Source organism: Aquimarina discodermiae, from assembly GCF_040786235.1.
Taxonomy (GTDB): domain Bacteria; phylum Bacteroidota; class Bacteroidia; order Flavobacteriales; family Flavobacteriaceae; genus Aquimarina.
Window position 1 is genome coordinate 16,972 of the sequence record NZ_JBFMKP010000010.1, and the last position, 17,706, is coordinate 34,677.

Genomic DNA, 17,706 nt, shown 5'->3' on the forward strand with positions numbered 1-17,706 from the left:
AATTGTACAGAAATCCCTATTTTTGTCTATTAAGCAAATATTAATCCTACTTATATGAAGACACGACTATTTATGATCGTGGGTCTAATGGTTTTACATTTGAGCTATGCTCAAGATAAAAACTATTGGAATCAAAGCCCCAAAAAATCTCAACTAGAAATTATCCCCAATTATAATAAACTAAAAACATCCAATAACAATGTATATGGCTTAAATATAGATGGGCTTAGAAATGCATTATTAGCTGCTCCAGAGCGAAGCAACTTGCAACATCGTTCTAACAATATTATTTCTTTTCCTGACCGTGATGGTACCATGTTAGATTATGAAATGAAGGAAATTTATATACTTCATCCCGATTTAGCGAAAAAATATCCCTCTATCAAATCTTATGTAGGTACCCAGGTTGTAAATAGATTAAACACTATAAGAATTAGTATATCTGACAATGAGTTTCACGGTATGATCTTAAAACCTGATGCTCCTTCTGTATATATTGATCCAATCACTACCGACAGAAAAACATATGTCACTTATAATAAAGCAGATATAACCAAAAACAAAGAGTTTAGATGTCTTTTTGATGGTAATAATAATCCTTTAGAAAAAAACAACATTGACTTTAAGCTGGGCCATCAAAAAAATGCTAATGACGGTACCCTTAGAAAATATAGAATCGCTATTGCATGTACTGATGAATATTCTCAATTTCATCTTAATAATCAAGAAATACCCTCAGGTGCTTCAGATACTGCTAAAAAGGAAGCTGTACTTTCTGCTATAAATACTACAATGGTTCGAGTAAGTGGTATTTATGAAAGAGATTTAGGTGTTACTTTTGAGATCGTACCTAATAATACAGATATTATTTATTTGTACCCAGGTACCAATAATCTAAATAACAATAATGCAGATGTTCTTATCAATCAAAGTCAGGAAGTTTGTGATGATGTCATCGGTTCTGCAAATTATGATATAGGACATACTTTTAGTACCGGAGCAGGTGGTCTCGCTGGTTTAGGAGTAGTCTGTAGTAATAATCGTAAAGGAGAAGGAGTAACAGGATTGTCTAACCCGATCGGTGACCCTTATTATGTTGATTATGTTGCTCACGAAATAGGACACCAATTTGGTGCTAACCATACCCAAAACAATCCATGTAATAGAGTTCCTACAACTTCTGTAGAACCAGGAAGTGCATCTACCATTATGGGATACGCTGGTATTTGTACCCCCAATGTTCAAAATCAAAGCGATGATCATTTTCATGCCATTAGTATTCAAGAAATGTGGGCACATGTTACCAGTACTTCTTGTGCAGAAACTACTTCAACAACAAATGTTGCTCCCGTTGCCAATGCAGGAAATAATTTTACGATACCAAAATCTACCCCTTTTATTTTAAAAGGTAATGCAACTGATGCCAATGCAGATGAACTAACCTATAATTGGGAACAAATGGATACGGAATTTGCAACAATGCCTCCTAGTAGTGCATCTACTGTTGGACCCGCGTTTAGATCATTACCATCTTCTATGTCACCTGATAGATATATGCCAGAGTTAATAACTGTTGTTGGTGGGAGCACAGCATCTACATGGGAAGTAATCCCTTCTGTTGCCAGAACAATGAATTTTAGACTTACGGTAAGAGATAATCAATCCGGTATCGGAAATACTGATTCTGATGACATGGTGATCACCGTAAACGGAACAGCAGGACCCTTTTTGGTGACAACACCAAATACAAATGTAAATTGGATGTCAGGTACCACTCAAACCATCAATTGGGATGTAGCAGGCACAACAGCTAATGGTGTAAATGCCGCTAATGTTGATATTTTATTATCTATTGATGGAGGATTTACTTACCCTATTACACTTGTTCTTGGCACACCAAATGATGGTACTCATGATATTATTGTACCTAATAGCCCCGGTACAAATAATAGAATTATGATAAGAGGCTCAGAGCATATTTTTTATGATATATCTAATGCTGATTTCCAGATTAGCAGTGGTGGTGCTGATGATACCGAACCCCCTTCTGATCCAACCAACCTGGTAGGTTCTAACTTAACTCATGCAACTATTGATCTTTCATGGAATCCGTCTACGGATAACGTTGCTATAAACGGATATGATGTATACCAAGGAAATACTGTAATTGCTACAGTACCCGAGACAACTTATCTTGTTACAGGATTAACTCCAGAAACCGAATATTCTTTTAGAATAAGAGCAAAAGATGTTGCTGGTAATGAATCTGGGTTTAGTAATACGGTTACTGTAACAACTTTAGAAGACATTAATTTAGATTCACAGCCCCCAACAATACCTGGTAATCTAAGTGCCAGTAACCCAACGTCAACTACCATAGATCTTTCCTGGTTTCCTTCTACAGATAATATAGGAGTTACAGGATATGATATATACAGCGGTGATGATATCATTGCCACTGCAACTTCTTCACCATATACTGTTACCGGATTAACTCCCGAAACTACATATTCTTTTAGAGTAAGAGCCAAGGATGCCATCGGAAATGTTTCTGACTTTAGTAATATTGCTACAGCAACAACATTACCCGCATGTATCGAGGTAACCTTAAATTTAAATGTAGATCAATTTCCTGAAGAAATAAGTTGGCAAATCACAGATGGCAATAATCAAATAATTGTTTCTAATGAAACTGTAGCCTCATCCTCTTCCACAACACCTACAGCATGCTTAAAACCAGGAACTTATACTTTTACTATTACCGATAGTTTTGGTGATGGCCTCTGTTGTAATTACGGCGAGGGTTCTTATACATTAACTGCAAACCCAGGAAACAAAGAGCTCGCATCGGGTAGAGAATTTGGTACTTCTGAAACTACAACATTTACCATAAATGATTCTATAGAAGGAGTTGTTATTAATGAATCAAGCTCTACAACATATTCTGAAACTATTATTATTTCACCAAACCCATTAGGCGGTGCCAATTCTATACTAAATTTTGATGGGCCCTTTAGTAGTCTTTCTGTAACAGTAATTGATTTTTCAGGAAGATCTGTTTTTAAAGAAAATAATGTACAAAATAAGTCTATCGATTTACATGCACTTTCTAGTGGTACATACTTTGTTAAAATATTATCTGGTACTAAAACAGAAAATCAAGTTAATCAATCAGTGTACAAATTGATTATAAAATAGACTTAATACTATAATAATCAACTTATTATATGCGCTAAAAAACTAACATGATGTTTTTTAGCGCTTTTTTTTGCGATATCTTCAATTATTTGTCTTAAAACAAAGTATTTCACATAAAACCTTTATAAAGTTACGGTTTTACTGTATTTTTGTAAAGAAATTATTAAATTTTGTTAATGAAAAAATTATTACTACTCATTTTGCTATGCACAATAGTAGAGATTAATGCACAATCTTTATCCAAAACCCATATCATATACGAACGTAAAGATCAAGTTGTTTTAAACGATGGAAAACAATATCAAATAGTGCTTAACCAACCTTTCTACGAAGTATCAGATAATACTATAGCACCTTACAAAGAATCTAATGGTCATGTTTTGAGATTAAATCGTGTTTTGAGACTAAAAGATAAAGATGGTATTTATATAGAATTAATTGAATGGGTAAAAGAAGAGCATATTAAACTATATCTTCTTAGAGGTATTGGTAACGAGCAATAGTGCTTGTTACAAGAGATAAATTATGCTAATTGTAAAATTTTTACTTTAGCCAGTTTCAAAATTTGATCAAACTGCTGATCCAAAGTAAGATTAGAATTATCAATTTTAACAGCATCTTCTGCTTTTTGAAGCGGTGAGTCTTTTCTTGTACTATCGATATGATCTCTATTCACTACATTTTTAAGAACATCTTCATAGGTAACATCGTCTCCTCGTTCTTTTAGTTCAAGAAATCTGCGCTCTGCCCTATCTTTGGCTGTGGCAGTCATAAAAAGCTTAAGTTCTGCATCAGGAAAGACAACCGTACCTATATCTCTTCCATCCATCACAATACCTCTATTTTTACCCATTGCCTGTTGTTGTTCTACCAATTTTCGCCTAACACTGGAAACAGCTGCTACCTTGCTTACCACTCTAGAAACAGACAATGTACGTATCTGATGCTCTACATTTTCACCATTAAGTAATACTTCTGCTAATTTTGTTTTAGGGTTAATTCTAAAAGTTATGTTAATTTCTGGAAGCTTGTTTTCTAAAATTTCCTTATCAAAATACGAATCATCAATAATCCCCTTACGCATAGCATAAAGCGAAATTGCACGATACATTGCTCCTGTATCTACATAAATATATCCTAGCGCTTTTGCCAATTGTTTTGCAACGGTGCTTTTTCCTGTTGAAGAATGCCCGTCTATAGCAATAATAATCTTTTGCTTACTCAATTCCTGATAAATAAAGGGTTACAACGTTTCAAAAATAAACCAAACAATCCTGAAAATACAAGTTTAATCCAAAAAATGTAGTATTTAAATTCTCTTTTTCTAATTCTCTCTTTCATATACTTTCAATATTGTTAAAGATTTCTAAAGACAACAATATTTGATCTGATCAATGGTTATTCAAACTTAACCCCCTTGCACTATGAACATAAGTTACTTTAAAATAAAATTCATTCTTAATAACCAAAGTAACCTATTATATTATGAGTTTTTTTGATTTTCTTAACCAAAAAATTGCTGTAGATCTTGGTACTTCTAATACACTCATTATCCATAATGGTAAAATTGTAATAGACAAACCATCTATTATTACCATTCACCAAATAACAGGAAAAATAATAGCTGTTGGTAAAGAAGCGGGTATGATGCGTGGTAAAATCAATAAAAATATAAAGACGATATATCCTTTTAATAATGGTGTTATCTCCAACTTTGATGCGGCAGAAAAAATGTTAAAAACATTTATCAAAAAACTATCTTCTTTTAATTCATCTATATTTTCCACATCGTATAATATGATTATATCGATACCCTGTGCCAGTACAGAGGTCGAGATGAGAGCTGTGCAAGAGTCTGCCAAACGGTTAAACGCCAAACAGATATTTTTAATACCAGAGCCTATTGCTGCAGCTCTTGGTAGCGGTATTGACATTTTGGAACCCAAGGGTAATATGGTAGTAGATATAGGGGGCGGAACTACAGAAATTGCAGTTATTTCATTAGGTCGAATTATTAACGGACAATCTATTCGAATAGCAGGTAACATATTTAACCAGGATATTATTCAATATATACGAGAACATCGTAATTTACATATTGGAGAATCGATGGCAGAAAAAATAAAGCTAAAAGTAGGTGCTGCAATTACTAATTTAAAATCACCCCCAAAAACAATTCAGGCAGAAGGTAGAGATATGCTCACAGGTAAACCCAAGCAAATACAAATATCTCATAAAGAAATAAAGAAAAGCCTGAATGTTTCTATTTCGCAAATCGAAAACGCCATTCTTGAAACACTTTCTGAAATTCCTCCAGAAATTTCTGCAGATATTTATAATACAGGCATTTTGTTAACTGGTGGTGGTTCTATGCTAAGAGGATTAGATGAACGATTATCAAAAGCAACCGAATTACCTGTTCATTTGGGTGATCATCCTTTAAAAGCAGTTGTTAAAGGAAGTAGTAAAGTTTTGAAAAATTTGGATTACTATAAAAATGTCCTTGTCAAAAAGAAATAAAAAAGAGGAGTTAAAAACTCCTTTTTTTATTTTAGTCAACTACCTCGGAGCAAGCTCACGAGGCATCCAGCGGAAAAACAGTTTTTACATTTCGAGGCGGCAAGCCTCGAGAATTAAACTCCACAATGTGGATTAAAAACTATAATGTCTTAGCGTTCGCTACTTTGTTAGCTGTGATAGCTATCTTCAAAACATCCTTCATTTCTCTGACATAATGAAATTTCAATCCTTTTAGATATTCAGGTTTGATTTCATTTATATCTCGTTTATTATCCTCACAAAGTAGTATTTCTTTTATATGTGCTCTTTTTGCAGCCAGTATTTTCTCTTTAATTCCGCCTACGGGCAACACCTTACCTCGCAAAGTAATTTCTCCCGTCATAGCTAGACTTTTCTTTACTTTACGTTGTGTAAATAAAGAAACTAATGAAGTTAACATTGTCACACCAGCACTAGGACCATCTTTTGGAGTAGCTCCCTCAGGAACATGTATGTGTACATTATATGTATCAAAAATTTCTGGATTTATCTTCAACTCCTCTGCATTGGCTTTAATATATTCCATCGCAATGGTTGCAGACTCTTTCATAACCTTTCCTAGGTTTCCAGTAATACTTAAGGTTCCTTTACCTTTAGAAAGAATTGACTCTATAAATAAAATATCTCCTCCTACACTAGTCCAAGCCAACCCAGTAACAACCCCAGCTACATCATTATTTTCATATTTATCACGCTCTAACTTTGGTGGGCCTAATACCTCTATAATATCTTCATTACTGATCTTAATATTATAATCTTCTTCCATTGCTATATTTTTAGCAACGTATCTAACCATTTTGGCTATTTGCTTTTCTAAACCACGTACTCCAGACTCTCTCGTATACCCCTCTACAATTTTCTCTAATTGTGCTTTACCTAGTTTGATATGTGATTTACCTAAACCATGTTCTTTTAACTGCTTTGGCAATAAATGTTGTTTGGCAATCTCTATTTTTTCTTCTATAGTATACCCGGTAACATTAATTATTTCCATTCTATCTCTTAGAGCCGGCTGAATGCTTCCCATGTTATTAGAAGTAGCAATAAACATAACCTTAGAAAGATCAAATCCCATTTCAAGAAAGTTATCATGAAACTCAGAGTTTTGCTCTGGATCCAAAACTTCTAACAATGCAGATGATGGATCTCCTTGATTACCAACAGATAATTTATCGATTTCGTCTAACACAAATACCGGGTTACTGGTTCCTGCCTTTTTTAGACTTTGAATAATTCGACCAGGCATTGCACCAATATAGGTCTTTCTATGCCCTCTTATTTCGGCCTCATCTCTTAATCCTCCAAGGGATATACGTACATATTCTCTCCCCAAAGCCTCTGCTACAGATTTTCCCAAAGATGTTTTACCAACACCAGGAGGGCCGTATAAACATAAAATCGGAGATTTCATATCATTACGTAATTTTAGCACTGCCAAATATTCGATAATACGACGTTTTACTTCATCCAGACCATAATGATCTCTATCCAAAACTTTCATAGCACGTTTCAGATCAAACTTATCAGTACTATAGGTATTCCAAGGTAAATCCAAAAAAAGATCTAAGTAATTGCGTTGTATAGAATACTCGGCTACCTGTGGATTCATTCTTTGCATTTTTGCTAATTCTTTATCAAAATGCTTTTTGACCTTTTCATCCCATTTTTTATCATTTCCTTTCTGGCGCATTTCTTCAATTTCATCCTCATGAGATACTCCTCCTAATTCTTCCTGGATAGTCTTCATTTGTTGATGTAAGAAATACTCTCGCTGTTGTTGGCTCATATCATGCTGAACCTTACTCTGTATTACATTTTTAAGTTCCAATTTCTGAAACTCAACGTTCATATACTTTAACGTGGATAATGCTCTTTTTTTAAGGTCATTTATTTCTAACAAATTTTGCTTTTCCTCTACAGGAAGATTTAAATTTGAAGAGACAAAATTTATCAAAAAAGAGTTACTCTCAATATTTTTAATCGCAAAAGAAGCTTCTGAAGGTATAGCAGGACTTTCCTTAATAATTTCTAGAGCCAGTTCTTTTATAGAATCTATAATAGCACTAAATTCTTTATTTTCTTTAGCGGGTCTCGCTTCTGGAACTTCTCTTATTTTTGCTTTTAGATAAGGTATCTCTTCTACTACTTCGTCTATATAAAACCTCTTTTTACCCTGTAAAATCACAGTAGTATTACCATCTGGCATTTTAAGAACTCTTAAAATACGTGCTACTACCCCTACTCTATTAATATCATTTAAAGACGGGGACTCTATTCCTTCTTCTTTTTGTGATACCACTCCTATAGTTTTACTCCCATTATTGGCTTCGTTAAGCAACTTTATAGAAGTATCTCTTCCTGCAGTGATCGGAATAACCACTCCTGGGAAAAGCACAGTATTTCGTAATGGTAAGATTGGTAATATTTCTGGTAGATCTTCTTTATCTATTTCTTCTTCATCTTCAGGAGTCATTAACGGGATTAACTCTGCATCTTCATCTATCCCCTGAAATGACAAACTGTCAAGAGTTGTAAATTTGGTTTTTGTCATATGTATATATAAAGTCATTTTGTCACTATAACAAAATACTATTCTTTTTTTAAATTACTGAATCTAAACGATATCTCTGTAAACACTAAATAATCTAAGCTTTTTACATCGATTCTTACTTTAATGTTTCAATTGTTATGCCATAAGTTTTGAAAAAAAAAATTAAAAACTGTAACAAAACAAATCAATCAATATCTTTATGTAAAAGTAAATTAATTTTTTGGCACTAACCCAACTAAATACAGAGCAACTCGTTGCAAAATGTCGAGAGCAAAATCAAAATGCTCAACTCGAAATTTATAATAGATATTATAAAGCGATGTATAACACGGCATTAAGAATTATTAAAGACCAGGCAGAGGCAGAAGATGTGATGCAAGAATCTTTTTTAACAGCATTTACAAAATTACACATGCTAGACGATAATTTATTATTTGGAGCATGGTTAAAAAGGATAGTAATAAATGCAAGTTTGACAGTAACTCGTAAAAATGATTTACATCGTGAGGTTGCCTTAGAAAATATTGAGTACACATTGACAGATACAAGTGAAACCATAGAAAAAGATGTAACAAAAGAAAAAGTGCACACAGTAATAAACACACTAAGTCAACTAAAAGGAAGTTATAGTACTGCCTTATCATTACATCTGATAGAAGGGTATGATTATGAAGAGATTTCTGAAATTATGAATATATCTTATGGAAATTGCCGTACACTGATATCAAGAGCAAAAGAAAGTTTACGTAAAAAATTACAATTCGTATGAAGAAGGATGGAATAGAACAATTATTTGAAGATATGCATAACCAATTAGACATATATGAACCTTCAGTGAATCATGAAGCTCGTTTTCTCGAAAAATTGCAACAACAAAGCAAGGTTGTAGTGCTTCATCCCAAAAAGACAAATTGGTATAAGCAAATAGCTGTTGCCGCATCTATAGCAGTGCTTTTAGGCACCATATTTTTTACGTCTATAAATCCTGCAAAGGAAGAAGTGGATCTTGCAAATATTTCGCCTCAGATGCATGAAACCCAAAGCTTTTTTGCTTCTGCAATTCAGGTGCAACTTGAAGAAATAGATGAAATTTCTTCTCCAGAAACAAAAATACTAGTTACTGATGCTATGAAGCAACTAGAAAAATTAGAGTCAGATTATGAAGTATTAAAAAAAGATCTTTTTCATAGTGGTAATGATAAACGCGTAATCAGTGCCATGATTAAGAATTTTCAACAACGTGCCAACTTATTAGAAGATGTACTTGATAAAATGAACACCATTAACGATTTAAAATTACACAAAAATGAAAACTATATACTTTAAAATATTTTATTTACTCCTCTTTCCTTCGCTGATTTTTGCACATGAAGGAGGTTTAAAAGGTAAATACACCAAACAAAAGACTATCAAAAAAGAGTTTAAGGTAAACGAAAATGCATTGCTAAAAATAAGTAACGATTACGGCAATTTAGATATCACCTCTTGGAATGAAAACAGGGTCGTTATAGAAGTTTCTATCAAAGTAAGTGGTAATAACGAAGAAAAAGTGATAAAAAAACTAGAAACGATCGATGTACAATTCAATACGTCTACTCAAGAAGTTAGTGCCAAAACTATTTTCAACAAAAATAATAACTCGTGGTGGGATAAATGGACGGGAGGATGGAATAGCGACATTAATATGAAAATTAACTACACAGTTAAGGTACCTGTTTCTAATAGAGTTGACCTCAATAATGACTACGGAAATATTACTTTGGATAAAATAAAGGGTGATTCTAAAATTAATTGTGATTATGGCCAAATTATTCTAGGTGAACTATTAGGCAACAATAACTATATTAATATTGATTATACCAACAACAGCTCTATAGCATTTATTAAGAACGGAAAAATTAATGCTGATTATTCTGAATTTGAAATCGGGAAAAGTGACCGAATAGATCTCAATGCAGACTATACCCGATCAAAATTTAAATCTATCAAAAACTTAAATTACAATTGCGACTATGGATCTATTCGCATCGAAGACGGAGGTAGAATTGTTGGTGATTCTGATTATGTAAGTACCAAAATTAAAAACATCCATGACGAATTAATCATTAATTCTGATTATGGTTCTATAGAAGTACAGGCGCTACAACCTTCTTTTAGAAATATAAGTATTAAAACAGATTATACCGGGGTTAATATAGGCTATAGTCAAGGTTGCAATTTTGACTTAGCTATCAAAACATCCTATGGAGGTGTTAAACTTGATGAAGGAATAGAGATTAATAAAAAATATGTGAAAGATTCTAAAAAAGACTATCAAGGATATTACGGAAAAACAAATAGTGGCAGTGCAATAAATATTACTTCTAGTTACGGAGGAATTAAATTAAGAAAGAATTAAATCAAAAAATCAATCATTATAATGAAAACAGTTGTGTTAATTATGGGCATTGTCCTGTGTAGCATCTCCTCATTGCATGCGCAATGGGGTGCTACACAAAAAGTAAAAGGAAATGGTAATTCAATTTCCAAAGCTAGAGAAACATCAGATTATGAACAAATTAAAGTAAAGGGTAGTTTGGATGTATCTCTAATATTTGGCACAGAAGGTAAAATAAATATTGAAGGGGAAAGTAACTTAATCCCATATATCATTACTAAAGTCGAAGATGACGTGCTAAAAATTTATGTGAAAAAAGGATATTACTTAAAGCCATCAACAAGTAAAAAATTAATTATCACAGTACCTTTTAAAGATATTAATAAGGTTACTCTTTCTGGGTCTGGTGATATATATAGTTCTGATACTATAAAAGCTACAGAATTTGTAACGGGTGTATCCGGTTCTGGTGATGTAAAATTAGTTGTCGAAGCAAAAAACGTAAAAGGTCAGGTTTCTGGTAGTGGAGATCTAACCATAAAAGGAACAGCCGATAGTTTTACAGCAGGTGTATCGGGTTCTGGAGATATTTCTGCGTATGATCTAAAAGCAAAAAATGCATCTGTCAAGGTAACTGGATCGGGAGATATCGAACTAACAGCAACTTCTACCCTAACTGCTCGTGTATCGGGATCAGGAGATATTTACTATAAAGGAAATCCTGAAAAAGAAGATAAAAAAGTTTCGGGGTCAGGAGATATCACAAAAAGGTAATTCTTTGTAATAAAAATAGTATAGTATAAACCGTTTAAAATAGGATTCATTATTTCAGACGGTTTTTCTTTTTTTATATGCTATTATATAAATATCTTATAAGAGAAAATAAATAACCCGAGATTTGTTGTCGACAATAAAGGCTATCAAAAAAACAAACACTATTACAATACTCTCTATTCTTTATGTTTATTAAAAAATGCTGTCGGGGTCGTTTGAGTTACTTTCTTAAAAGCTCTATAAAAACTGGTTTTACTACTAAAACCACACTCTTCTCCAATAGCTTGAACAGATAGCTTTTCTAACGCTCCAGAACACAACATCTCTTTTGCTTTTTCGATACGATGGGTATTGACCATTTCATAAAAATTAACTTTTAGCTGCTCACTTAACACCTGCGAAATATGGTGTGAAGGTACATTGATCGCATCAGAGACGTCTGCAATTTTTAAATTTGGGTTTAAATATGATGCTTCTTCTTTAAAATAAGTTTCCAACTCTTTCTGTATTTGTTCTGCCCTAATATCTGATAATGGTGAAGTTTTATATTTTATTCCTTCCAGTACCGGTAGTACCTGTTTTATATCAACAATCCAATACCCTAATACCAATATAGCTATTGACATCAACCCAGATAACACAATTTCTGCTGTAATTGCCGATGCTCCTGACAACAAAAACCCCGTTTGCAATACTAATTCTGTTAAAGCTAACAACGTAAGTAATACACAAAAACGTTTCAATAAAATACTATTCTTTTTGTCTCTTTTATTTATGTACAAAAATGAAACAATTGCATAACCAAGTAATAAAATTAAGTGCAGGCTATTCTGAAGCCAAACTGAAAACGATACCATTCCATTTGGAAGAATTTCGTAGTAATAATTAATCATTACTAGTTTTGTTGTCGCATCCTCAAAATATTTAGGAATCAATATTCCTAAAACTATTATAAAGGGTAAAAGATGTAAAATATCTACCTTTTTTAATCGGAAAGTAAAATCTCCATAGCTTTTAACAAACAAGTAAAAAGATGGCCCTGCCAAAAACAATAAAGGGTATCCTATCCCAAAAAGGTGCGGCCATTGTTTAATAAGTTGAGTAGTAAACAGAAGATAGGTTACCAAATGTTGCACTATCCCCAAAAGAGCTAATGCCAAAAAGTATCTAGACAATTTTAAAGATTTACTCTTAAGAATAATTAATATCATAAAACAGCCTATAAGCGTAACGCCCCCTAATAAAAAGGTAATAAAAAAGGCAAAAGATTCAATACTATTCATATCATAAAAATAGTACTCCATAATTAAATGAGAAAGTATCTATACACATAATTATTAGCAAGGTGTTTCAATTAATTGAGTGCACCCTATTTATTAGCAACTCATGGGTTTTCTTAGGTACTTTTACTCAAAAAACAAATAGATATGATACACAAAATTTTAAAAGGATTAGCACTATTCTTAGTAATAGATATTGTACTACTATTAATTTATGGATTTGTTCAATATCCAAAGGCAAAAGGCAAACAACATTTTACTGCTGAAAGAGTTATACATACTCCAAAAGAAAAAGTCTGGAAAGTAATATCTGATGTAGGCAATTATCATCAAGTAACGGCTCCTAGCATTCATCATGTGAAAATTGTTTCTGGTAGTGGCCTTGGTATGAAACGTGTATGTAGTGCTCCTGATGGCAGTAGTTGGGAAGAGACCTGTATTCTCTGGAAACCAGGAGAAGAGTTCAGGTTTAAGGTAAACACAGAGAAAGAAGACTATCCTTTTCCTCTAAAATCTCTAGCAGGCTCCTGGAAAGTGGAAACAGTAAGCCCCCTACAAACGAATTTAGTATTAGATTTTACCTACGAATTTGACAACCCATTTCTAAGTGGCTATTTTCTTGATATTGGTACAAAACAAGCAAAAGAGGATACAGAATATTTATTAGATAACTGGCAGAGGTTAGCAGAGAAATGATCTGTAAATAGCACTATTGATATCAAAACACCTTATAGATGATCATTAGCTTGATAAATTATACCCTAACAAACCAGATTGCATGTTACACATGTTCTTAAACCATATTAACATTATTTAGAAAGCCCCTTTAAATACAGTATTTTTTTCTAAAGAAAAGGGAATCTATCTAAATTCTTTAATGGTAAGTTTTATACAAAAAACTTCATGCAACATTTTATGCTATAGAAAATAATAGTAATTTTAATTACGGGCATACAAATAAAAATTTTATGTTATATTATACCCACATACTAAAATAGTATTTTTTGAAATGCTATTTTAGTATGATTTTTCACCCCAAAAAAACCTTTGTATTGCAATTCTTCAAAAAAAAAGAGACTCCTCTAAAGGAGTTCATACCAAATGGCTATGTGGATATACATTCGCACTTACTTCCTGGCATTGATGATGGCGTAAAAACAGCATATCAATCTGCATATATATTAGAACGATTTGAAAACCTTGGGGTAAAAAAAATTATTACCACACCTCATGTAATGAATGACATATGGCCCAATACATCCCAGACAATCACTAGTAAACTAAGTGAACTAAAAGAAATTATAAGTTCATTAGGCATTAAAAATATTGAAATACAAGCGAGTGCCGAATATATGATGGATGATTTATTTTACAAGCGATTGAAGAGTAAAGATATTCTTCCTATTCATAAAAACTATATTCTTGTTGAGATGTCTACATTTAATCCTCCTATAAGTTTAAATGAAATTTTATTTGAAATTAAATTAGCAGGTTACACTCCTATACTTGCTCACCCAGAACGTTATACTTTTTATCAAAATGATTTAAAGAAATATGACGAATTGAAAGAATCTGGTTTTCAATTTCAGCTTAATCTACTCTCTTTAACGGGGTATTATGGAGAAGAAATTAAAGCTTTTTCTAAAAAACTAGTAAATCTTGGATACATAGACTACACCGGTACCGATATTCATAATTACCATCAATTAGAAGTTTTGGAAAAAGGAATTGATTTCAAATTTATCAAAAAAATCACCTCATTGATGGAGAATAATTCTATCTTTATTTAGCTATAGACAAAAAGTAAAATTATTTCTTACCATACCCATATCCATAGTTATAACCTGTTTTGGTATCTGCCGCGTTTAGCAATACGGCTATATTAGGCAGACGTTTTTCTTGATATAAGTTCTCAGGTACCTGTAAAACTCTTTTATCAGAATAATTCTCCCTAACTATATAAACACTCAAATCTCCAAATTTTGCTAACAACAGTGTATCTGTTACCAAACTAACAGGTGCTGTATCAACAATAATATAATCGTATACTTTTTCTAAGTATTCAAAGATATCTGATACTCTATCATGCATCAAAAGTTCTGCAGGATTAGGTGGTATGGCTCCAGATGGTATAATATCAAACGAGGCTTCTTCTTTATCTTTATAAATTATATCTTCGGGTTTTAGATCCGAATTCATTATATAATTAGTAAGTCCTTTAGAATCTTTTCCATTAGGTAGATCCAAAAATTTATGAAATTTCGGATCTCTTAAGTCCGTCCCTAAATAGGCTACATTTTTACCAGAAATTGCCAAGGTTTTTGCCAAATTAGAAGATACCAATGTTTTTCCTTCACCAGAAATAGTAGAAGTAACAAAGACAACTCTTCCTTTTGTTTTATTACTAGAAGCCATTAAGAAATCCAAATTAGTTCTTAATATCCTAAATGCTTCAGCGATTCCTGATCTATCATTTTGAGAGATCATTATTCGCTTTTTAGATTTTTTTACTTTGGGTATCGATCCAATGATTGGCATACTAAGCATCTTTTCTATTTCTTCTCTAGAGCTTATCTTAACATTAAGTAATTGCGATATATAAATGATCATAAAAGGCAATATCAACCCAAAAAAAACAGCTCCTGCATATATCATTTTCTTATTAGGTGAAACAGGAAAAGAGCTTAATGTTGATGCTTTATCAATGACTCTGGTATTTGATAACGTAATATGACTTGCAATTTCTGCTTCCTCTCGTTTTTGCAGTAAATAAAGATATAACTGTTCTTTTATGGTTTGTTCACGCTCTATAACCCTAAGATCTTTTTCTCGTATAGGAGCACTATATAGCTTCCCACTAAAATACTGATCTTGGGTTCTCAAGCTTTTAAGCCGAATATTAATTGAATTTTTTAAACTATTTAAACTACCTAGCAAGACCTGTCGTAAACCATCTATCTGTTGATCTATATTTACCACAACCGGGTTTTGTTCACTAGAAGTCTTTAACAAACGTTGTCTTTGCAAAATCAATAGATTATACCTGGATACAGTAGATGATATTGTTGCATCAGAAAACCCGAGGTTAGCAGGTACAAGATCATGTTTCCCTTCTTGACTAAGCACAAACCTCTTCATGGATGCAATAAGATTGAGCTGTGTATTTAATCCCGCTGTTTCTTGTACATTTTTAGTGTCTAGATTAGAAAACTGCTGAGCTTGTGCTCCAATATCTGTTGTTAATCCATATTTTGAAAGGTATCCAGCAGCTTCATCATCGACCTCTGTCAAATCACCTGATATCAATGCCAAACGATCATTAATAAACTCTGCTGTTCTGGCGGAAGCTCGTTTTTTATTCTCTATAGTTGCTTTGCTATATTCTTCGACCAGATTATTAACAACATCCCTCGCCTTATTCACGACAGGGTCATTAAGAGAAAGTCTCACAATAGACGAACCTTTTAAAGAAGATACCGCAACTCTATTTCTATAACCTTCGGCAACCAACCTAACAGGTGTTATTTGTATTTTTATTATTTTACCAATGTTATTTTCTATTTTTTCAACACTTGGTGTAATCACAATATCCCCTACATCACTATTAATAGTTTTTCCGAAAGAGTGATTACTAAGCTTCTCCCCTTTTTTATTTACAAACGAAAAAGAAGTTTTAGAGTCAATTCTAACATTAAAAACTTTAGATTTTTTGTGCACTATCGAATCATCAGATAAAAAATTGATTTCTACTAACGATCTAGGATAATTTTCTACTTCGAGAATTCTACCTTCCGTAAAATAACGAACATTTAATTTCAAATTATTTACAACATTGGTAAATAAAGTTCTTGATTTTAGGATTTGTATTTCATTTTCTCTCTTATTTTCGCCTTCTTCTAATAGTCCCAAATCTTTAAATGCAGACAATTCTGGTGCACGCACATTATCATCTGAAGATATCATTATGGTAGAAGATACATTATACTGAGGAATTGTATATCTAACCTTTAGAAAAGCTAATGTTCCAAAGATCAAAACGCTAATCACAAACCAATACCAATATTTTAGGTATTTAGCTATTTGATCTCTAAGATTAAAACTAAATCCAGAAGTAGCTTCAAAAATAGTATTAGATTGAGGTGTATTATTAGAAATCATATTGTTTTATCTTATGATCAAAGTAATAACTGATAAAGTAACCCCTATCATACTTATAATAACATTAAGTAAATTACTGCGAGTTTTTGATTCTTTTACTCTAGACTCGTTTGGTTCGATGTACAATACATCATTTTGTGCTAAATAATATACGGGGGAATCAAAAATAGTTTTAGAAGTTAAGTCTATTCGATGATACGTATTTACTCCTTCATTTTCTCGAATTACCATTACATTTTCTCTTTGCCCTTTAATGGTCATATCCCCTGCTAAGCCAAGGGCTTCTATAATCGTAATCCTTTCATTTGGTATTGTAAAGGATCCTGGTCTTACCACTTCTCCCATAACGGTAATCTTAAAATTCTTAAGTCTTACACTTACTATAGGGGCATTGATGTATATTTTTAATTTTTCTTTAATTAATTCTTTAACCTGAACGCGATTTAACCCTGCTATTTTGAGGCTTCCTACTACCGGGAAATCAATATTTCCATTTTCATCTATAAGATAGGTGGGCTCTACAGAACTATTTCCACCGCTACTCTCCCCTAACACTGCGCTAGTCGAAGACCCTTGCATAAGGTTAAATGGTCTTGCCGCATCCATATCTGCTGCAGAAACCAATATGCTTATGATATCATCAACTTTAAAAACAGGTGTAAAAGTGGTGGTTGACGGAATTTTCTCTAAATTTTCTGAGTTTTGAAAATAAACCACATTGGTTGGAGCTTTACATGAGAACAAACCAATAAACACGATACCAAAAAACAGTAATCTATATTGCATATTATTAATACTTTAAAAGTAAT

At 32.6% G+C, this 17,706-nt stretch carries 14 protein-coding genes; 9 read left to right on the forward strand and 5 right to left on the reverse strand.

Annotated features, from left to right (window positions below; genetic code table 11):
- The first annotated feature begins 54 nt into the window (after nucleotides 1-54).
- The gene (locus ABW636_RS07735; protein ID WP_367589392.1) at nucleotides 55-3,198 is read left to right on the forward strand and encodes a reprolysin-like metallopeptidase; all 3,144 of its coding nucleotides are present in this window, start codon (nucleotides 55-57) and stop codon (nucleotides 3,196-3,198) included.
- Nucleotides 3,199-3,374: 176 nt separating this feature from the next.
- On the forward strand, nucleotides 3,375-3,701 hold the full coding sequence (locus tag ABW636_RS07740; protein ID WP_367589393.1) for a hypothetical protein: 327 nt from the start codon (nucleotides 3,375-3,377) through the stop codon (nucleotides 3,699-3,701).
- A gap of 20 nt (nucleotides 3,702-3,721) precedes the next feature.
- On the opposite strand, the gene cmk is transcribed toward ABW636_RS07740, so the two are convergent.
- On the reverse strand, nucleotides 3,722-4,423 hold the full coding sequence (cmk, locus tag ABW636_RS07745) for a (d)CMP kinase (RefSeq protein ID WP_367589394.1): 702 nt from the start codon (nucleotides 4,421-4,423) through the stop codon (nucleotides 3,722-3,724).
- Nucleotides 4,424-4,683: 260 nt separating this feature from the next.
- Here cmk and ABW636_RS07750 point away from each other — a divergent pair, with 260 nt between their 5' ends.
- On the forward strand, nucleotides 4,684-5,718 hold the full coding sequence (locus ABW636_RS07750; protein ID WP_367589395.1) for a rod shape-determining protein: 1,035 nt from the start codon (nucleotides 4,684-4,686) through the stop codon (nucleotides 5,716-5,718).
- A 139-nt stretch (nucleotides 5,719-5,857) separates the two neighbouring features.
- Here the strand turns inward: ABW636_RS07750 and lon are convergent, their stop codons facing one another.
- Nucleotides 5,858-8,308 carry an endopeptidase La gene (lon, locus tag ABW636_RS07755; RefSeq protein ID WP_367589396.1) on the reverse strand — a complete coding sequence of 817 codons (2,451 nt, stop codon included), beginning with the start codon at nucleotides 8,306-8,308 and terminating at the stop codon, nucleotides 5,858-5,860.
- A gap of 220 nt (nucleotides 8,309-8,528) precedes the next feature.
- On the opposite strand from lon, the gene ABW636_RS07760 reads away from it, so the two are divergent.
- The 4 genes from ABW636_RS07760 to ABW636_RS07775 are packed head-to-tail and all read left to right on the forward strand — an operon-like array spanning nucleotide 8,529 to nucleotide 11,459.
- A complete protein-coding gene (locus tag ABW636_RS07760; protein WP_367589397.1) occupies nucleotides 8,529-9,077 on the forward strand; it encodes an RNA polymerase sigma factor in 549 nt (182 codons plus the stop codon).
- A complete protein-coding gene (locus ABW636_RS07765; RefSeq protein ID WP_367589398.1) occupies nucleotides 9,074-9,634 on the forward strand; it encodes a hypothetical protein in 561 nt (186 codons plus the stop codon). Before ABW636_RS07760 ends, ABW636_RS07765 begins: the two co-directional genes overlap by 4 nt.
- Nucleotides 9,615-10,706 (forward strand): DUF4097 family beta strand repeat-containing protein, encoded by a 1,092-nt coding sequence (locus ABW636_RS07770; RefSeq protein WP_367589399.1) that lies wholly within the window; start codon nucleotides 9,615-9,617, stop codon nucleotides 10,704-10,706. The genes ABW636_RS07765 and ABW636_RS07770 overlap by 20 nt, the downstream gene beginning before the upstream one ends.
- A gap of 21 nt (nucleotides 10,707-10,727) precedes the next feature.
- The gene (locus ABW636_RS07775; protein WP_367589400.1) at nucleotides 10,728-11,459 is read left to right on the forward strand and encodes a head GIN domain-containing protein; all 732 of its coding nucleotides are present in this window, start codon (nucleotides 10,728-10,730) and stop codon (nucleotides 11,457-11,459) included.
- 176 nt (nucleotides 11,460-11,635) lie between these two features.
- Here ABW636_RS07775 and ABW636_RS07780 read toward each other — a convergent pair whose 3' ends face one another.
- Nucleotides 11,636-12,763: a helix-turn-helix domain-containing protein gene (locus ABW636_RS07780; RefSeq protein ID WP_367589401.1), complete on the reverse strand. Its 1,128-nt coding sequence runs from the start codon at nucleotides 12,761-12,763 to the stop codon at nucleotides 11,636-11,638.
- A gap of 123 nt (nucleotides 12,764-12,886) precedes the next feature.
- On the opposite strand from ABW636_RS07780, the gene ABW636_RS07785 reads away from it, so the two are divergent.
- Together ABW636_RS07785 and ABW636_RS07790 are read left to right on the forward strand one after the other, a co-directional pair.
- Nucleotides 12,887-13,435 carry an SRPBCC family protein gene (locus ABW636_RS07785; protein ID WP_367589402.1) on the forward strand — a complete coding sequence of 183 codons (549 nt, stop codon included), beginning with the start codon at nucleotides 12,887-12,889 and terminating at the stop codon, nucleotides 13,433-13,435.
- A 356-nt stretch (nucleotides 13,436-13,791) separates the two neighbouring features.
- Nucleotides 13,792-14,529 (forward strand): tyrosine-protein phosphatase, encoded by a 738-nt coding sequence (locus ABW636_RS07790; protein WP_367589403.1) that lies wholly within the window; start codon nucleotides 13,792-13,794, stop codon nucleotides 14,527-14,529.
- Nucleotides 14,530-14,548: 19 nt separating this feature from the next.
- Here the strand turns inward: ABW636_RS07790 and ABW636_RS07795 are convergent, their stop codons facing one another.
- Nucleotides 14,549-16,897 carry a GumC family protein gene (locus tag ABW636_RS07795; protein ID WP_367589404.1) on the reverse strand — a complete coding sequence of 783 codons (2,349 nt, stop codon included), beginning with the start codon at nucleotides 16,895-16,897 and terminating at the stop codon, nucleotides 14,549-14,551.
- A gap of 6 nt (nucleotides 16,898-16,903) precedes the next feature.
- A complete protein-coding gene (locus ABW636_RS07800) occupies nucleotides 16,904-17,683 on the reverse strand; it encodes a polysaccharide biosynthesis/export family protein (protein ID WP_367589405.1) in 780 nt (259 codons plus the stop codon).
- Nucleotides 17,684-17,706 lie beyond the last annotated feature (23 nt).

Coding starts and splice junctions, on each gene's coding strand:
- ABW636_RS07735 (WP_367589392.1), top strand. CDS start 55: ATGAAGACACGACTATTTATGATCGTGGGTCTAATGGTTTTACATTTG.
- ABW636_RS07740 (WP_367589393.1), top strand. CDS start 3,375: ATGAAAAAATTATTACTACTCATTTTGCTATGCACAATAGTAGAGATT.
- ABW636_RS07750 (WP_367589395.1), top strand. CDS start 4,684: ATGAGTTTTTTTGATTTTCTTAACCAAAAAATTGCTGTAGATCTTGGT.
- lon (WP_367589396.1), bottom strand. CDS start 8,308: ATGACAAAAACCAAATTTACAACTCTTGACAGTTTGTCATTTCAGGGG.
- ABW636_RS07765 (WP_367589398.1), top strand. CDS start 9,074: ATGAAGAAGGATGGAATAGAACAATTATTTGAAGATATGCATAACCAA.
- ABW636_RS07770 (WP_367589399.1), top strand. CDS start 9,615: ATGAAAACTATATACTTTAAAATATTTTATTTACTCCTCTTTCCTTCG.
- ABW636_RS07775 (WP_367589400.1), top strand. CDS start 10,728: ATGAAAACAGTTGTGTTAATTATGGGCATTGTCCTGTGTAGCATCTCC.
- ABW636_RS07780 (WP_367589401.1), bottom strand. CDS start 12,763: ATGGAGTACTATTTTTATGATATGAATAGTATTGAATCTTTTGCCTTT.
- ABW636_RS07785 (WP_367589402.1), top strand. CDS start 12,887: ATGATACACAAAATTTTAAAAGGATTAGCACTATTCTTAGTAATAGAT.
- ABW636_RS07795 (WP_367589404.1), bottom strand. CDS start 16,897: ATGATTTCTAATAATACACCTCAATCTAATACTATTTTTGAAGCTACT.
- ABW636_RS07800 (WP_367589405.1), bottom strand. CDS start 17,683: ATGCAATATAGATTACTGTTTTTTGGTATCGTGTTTATTGGTTTGTTC.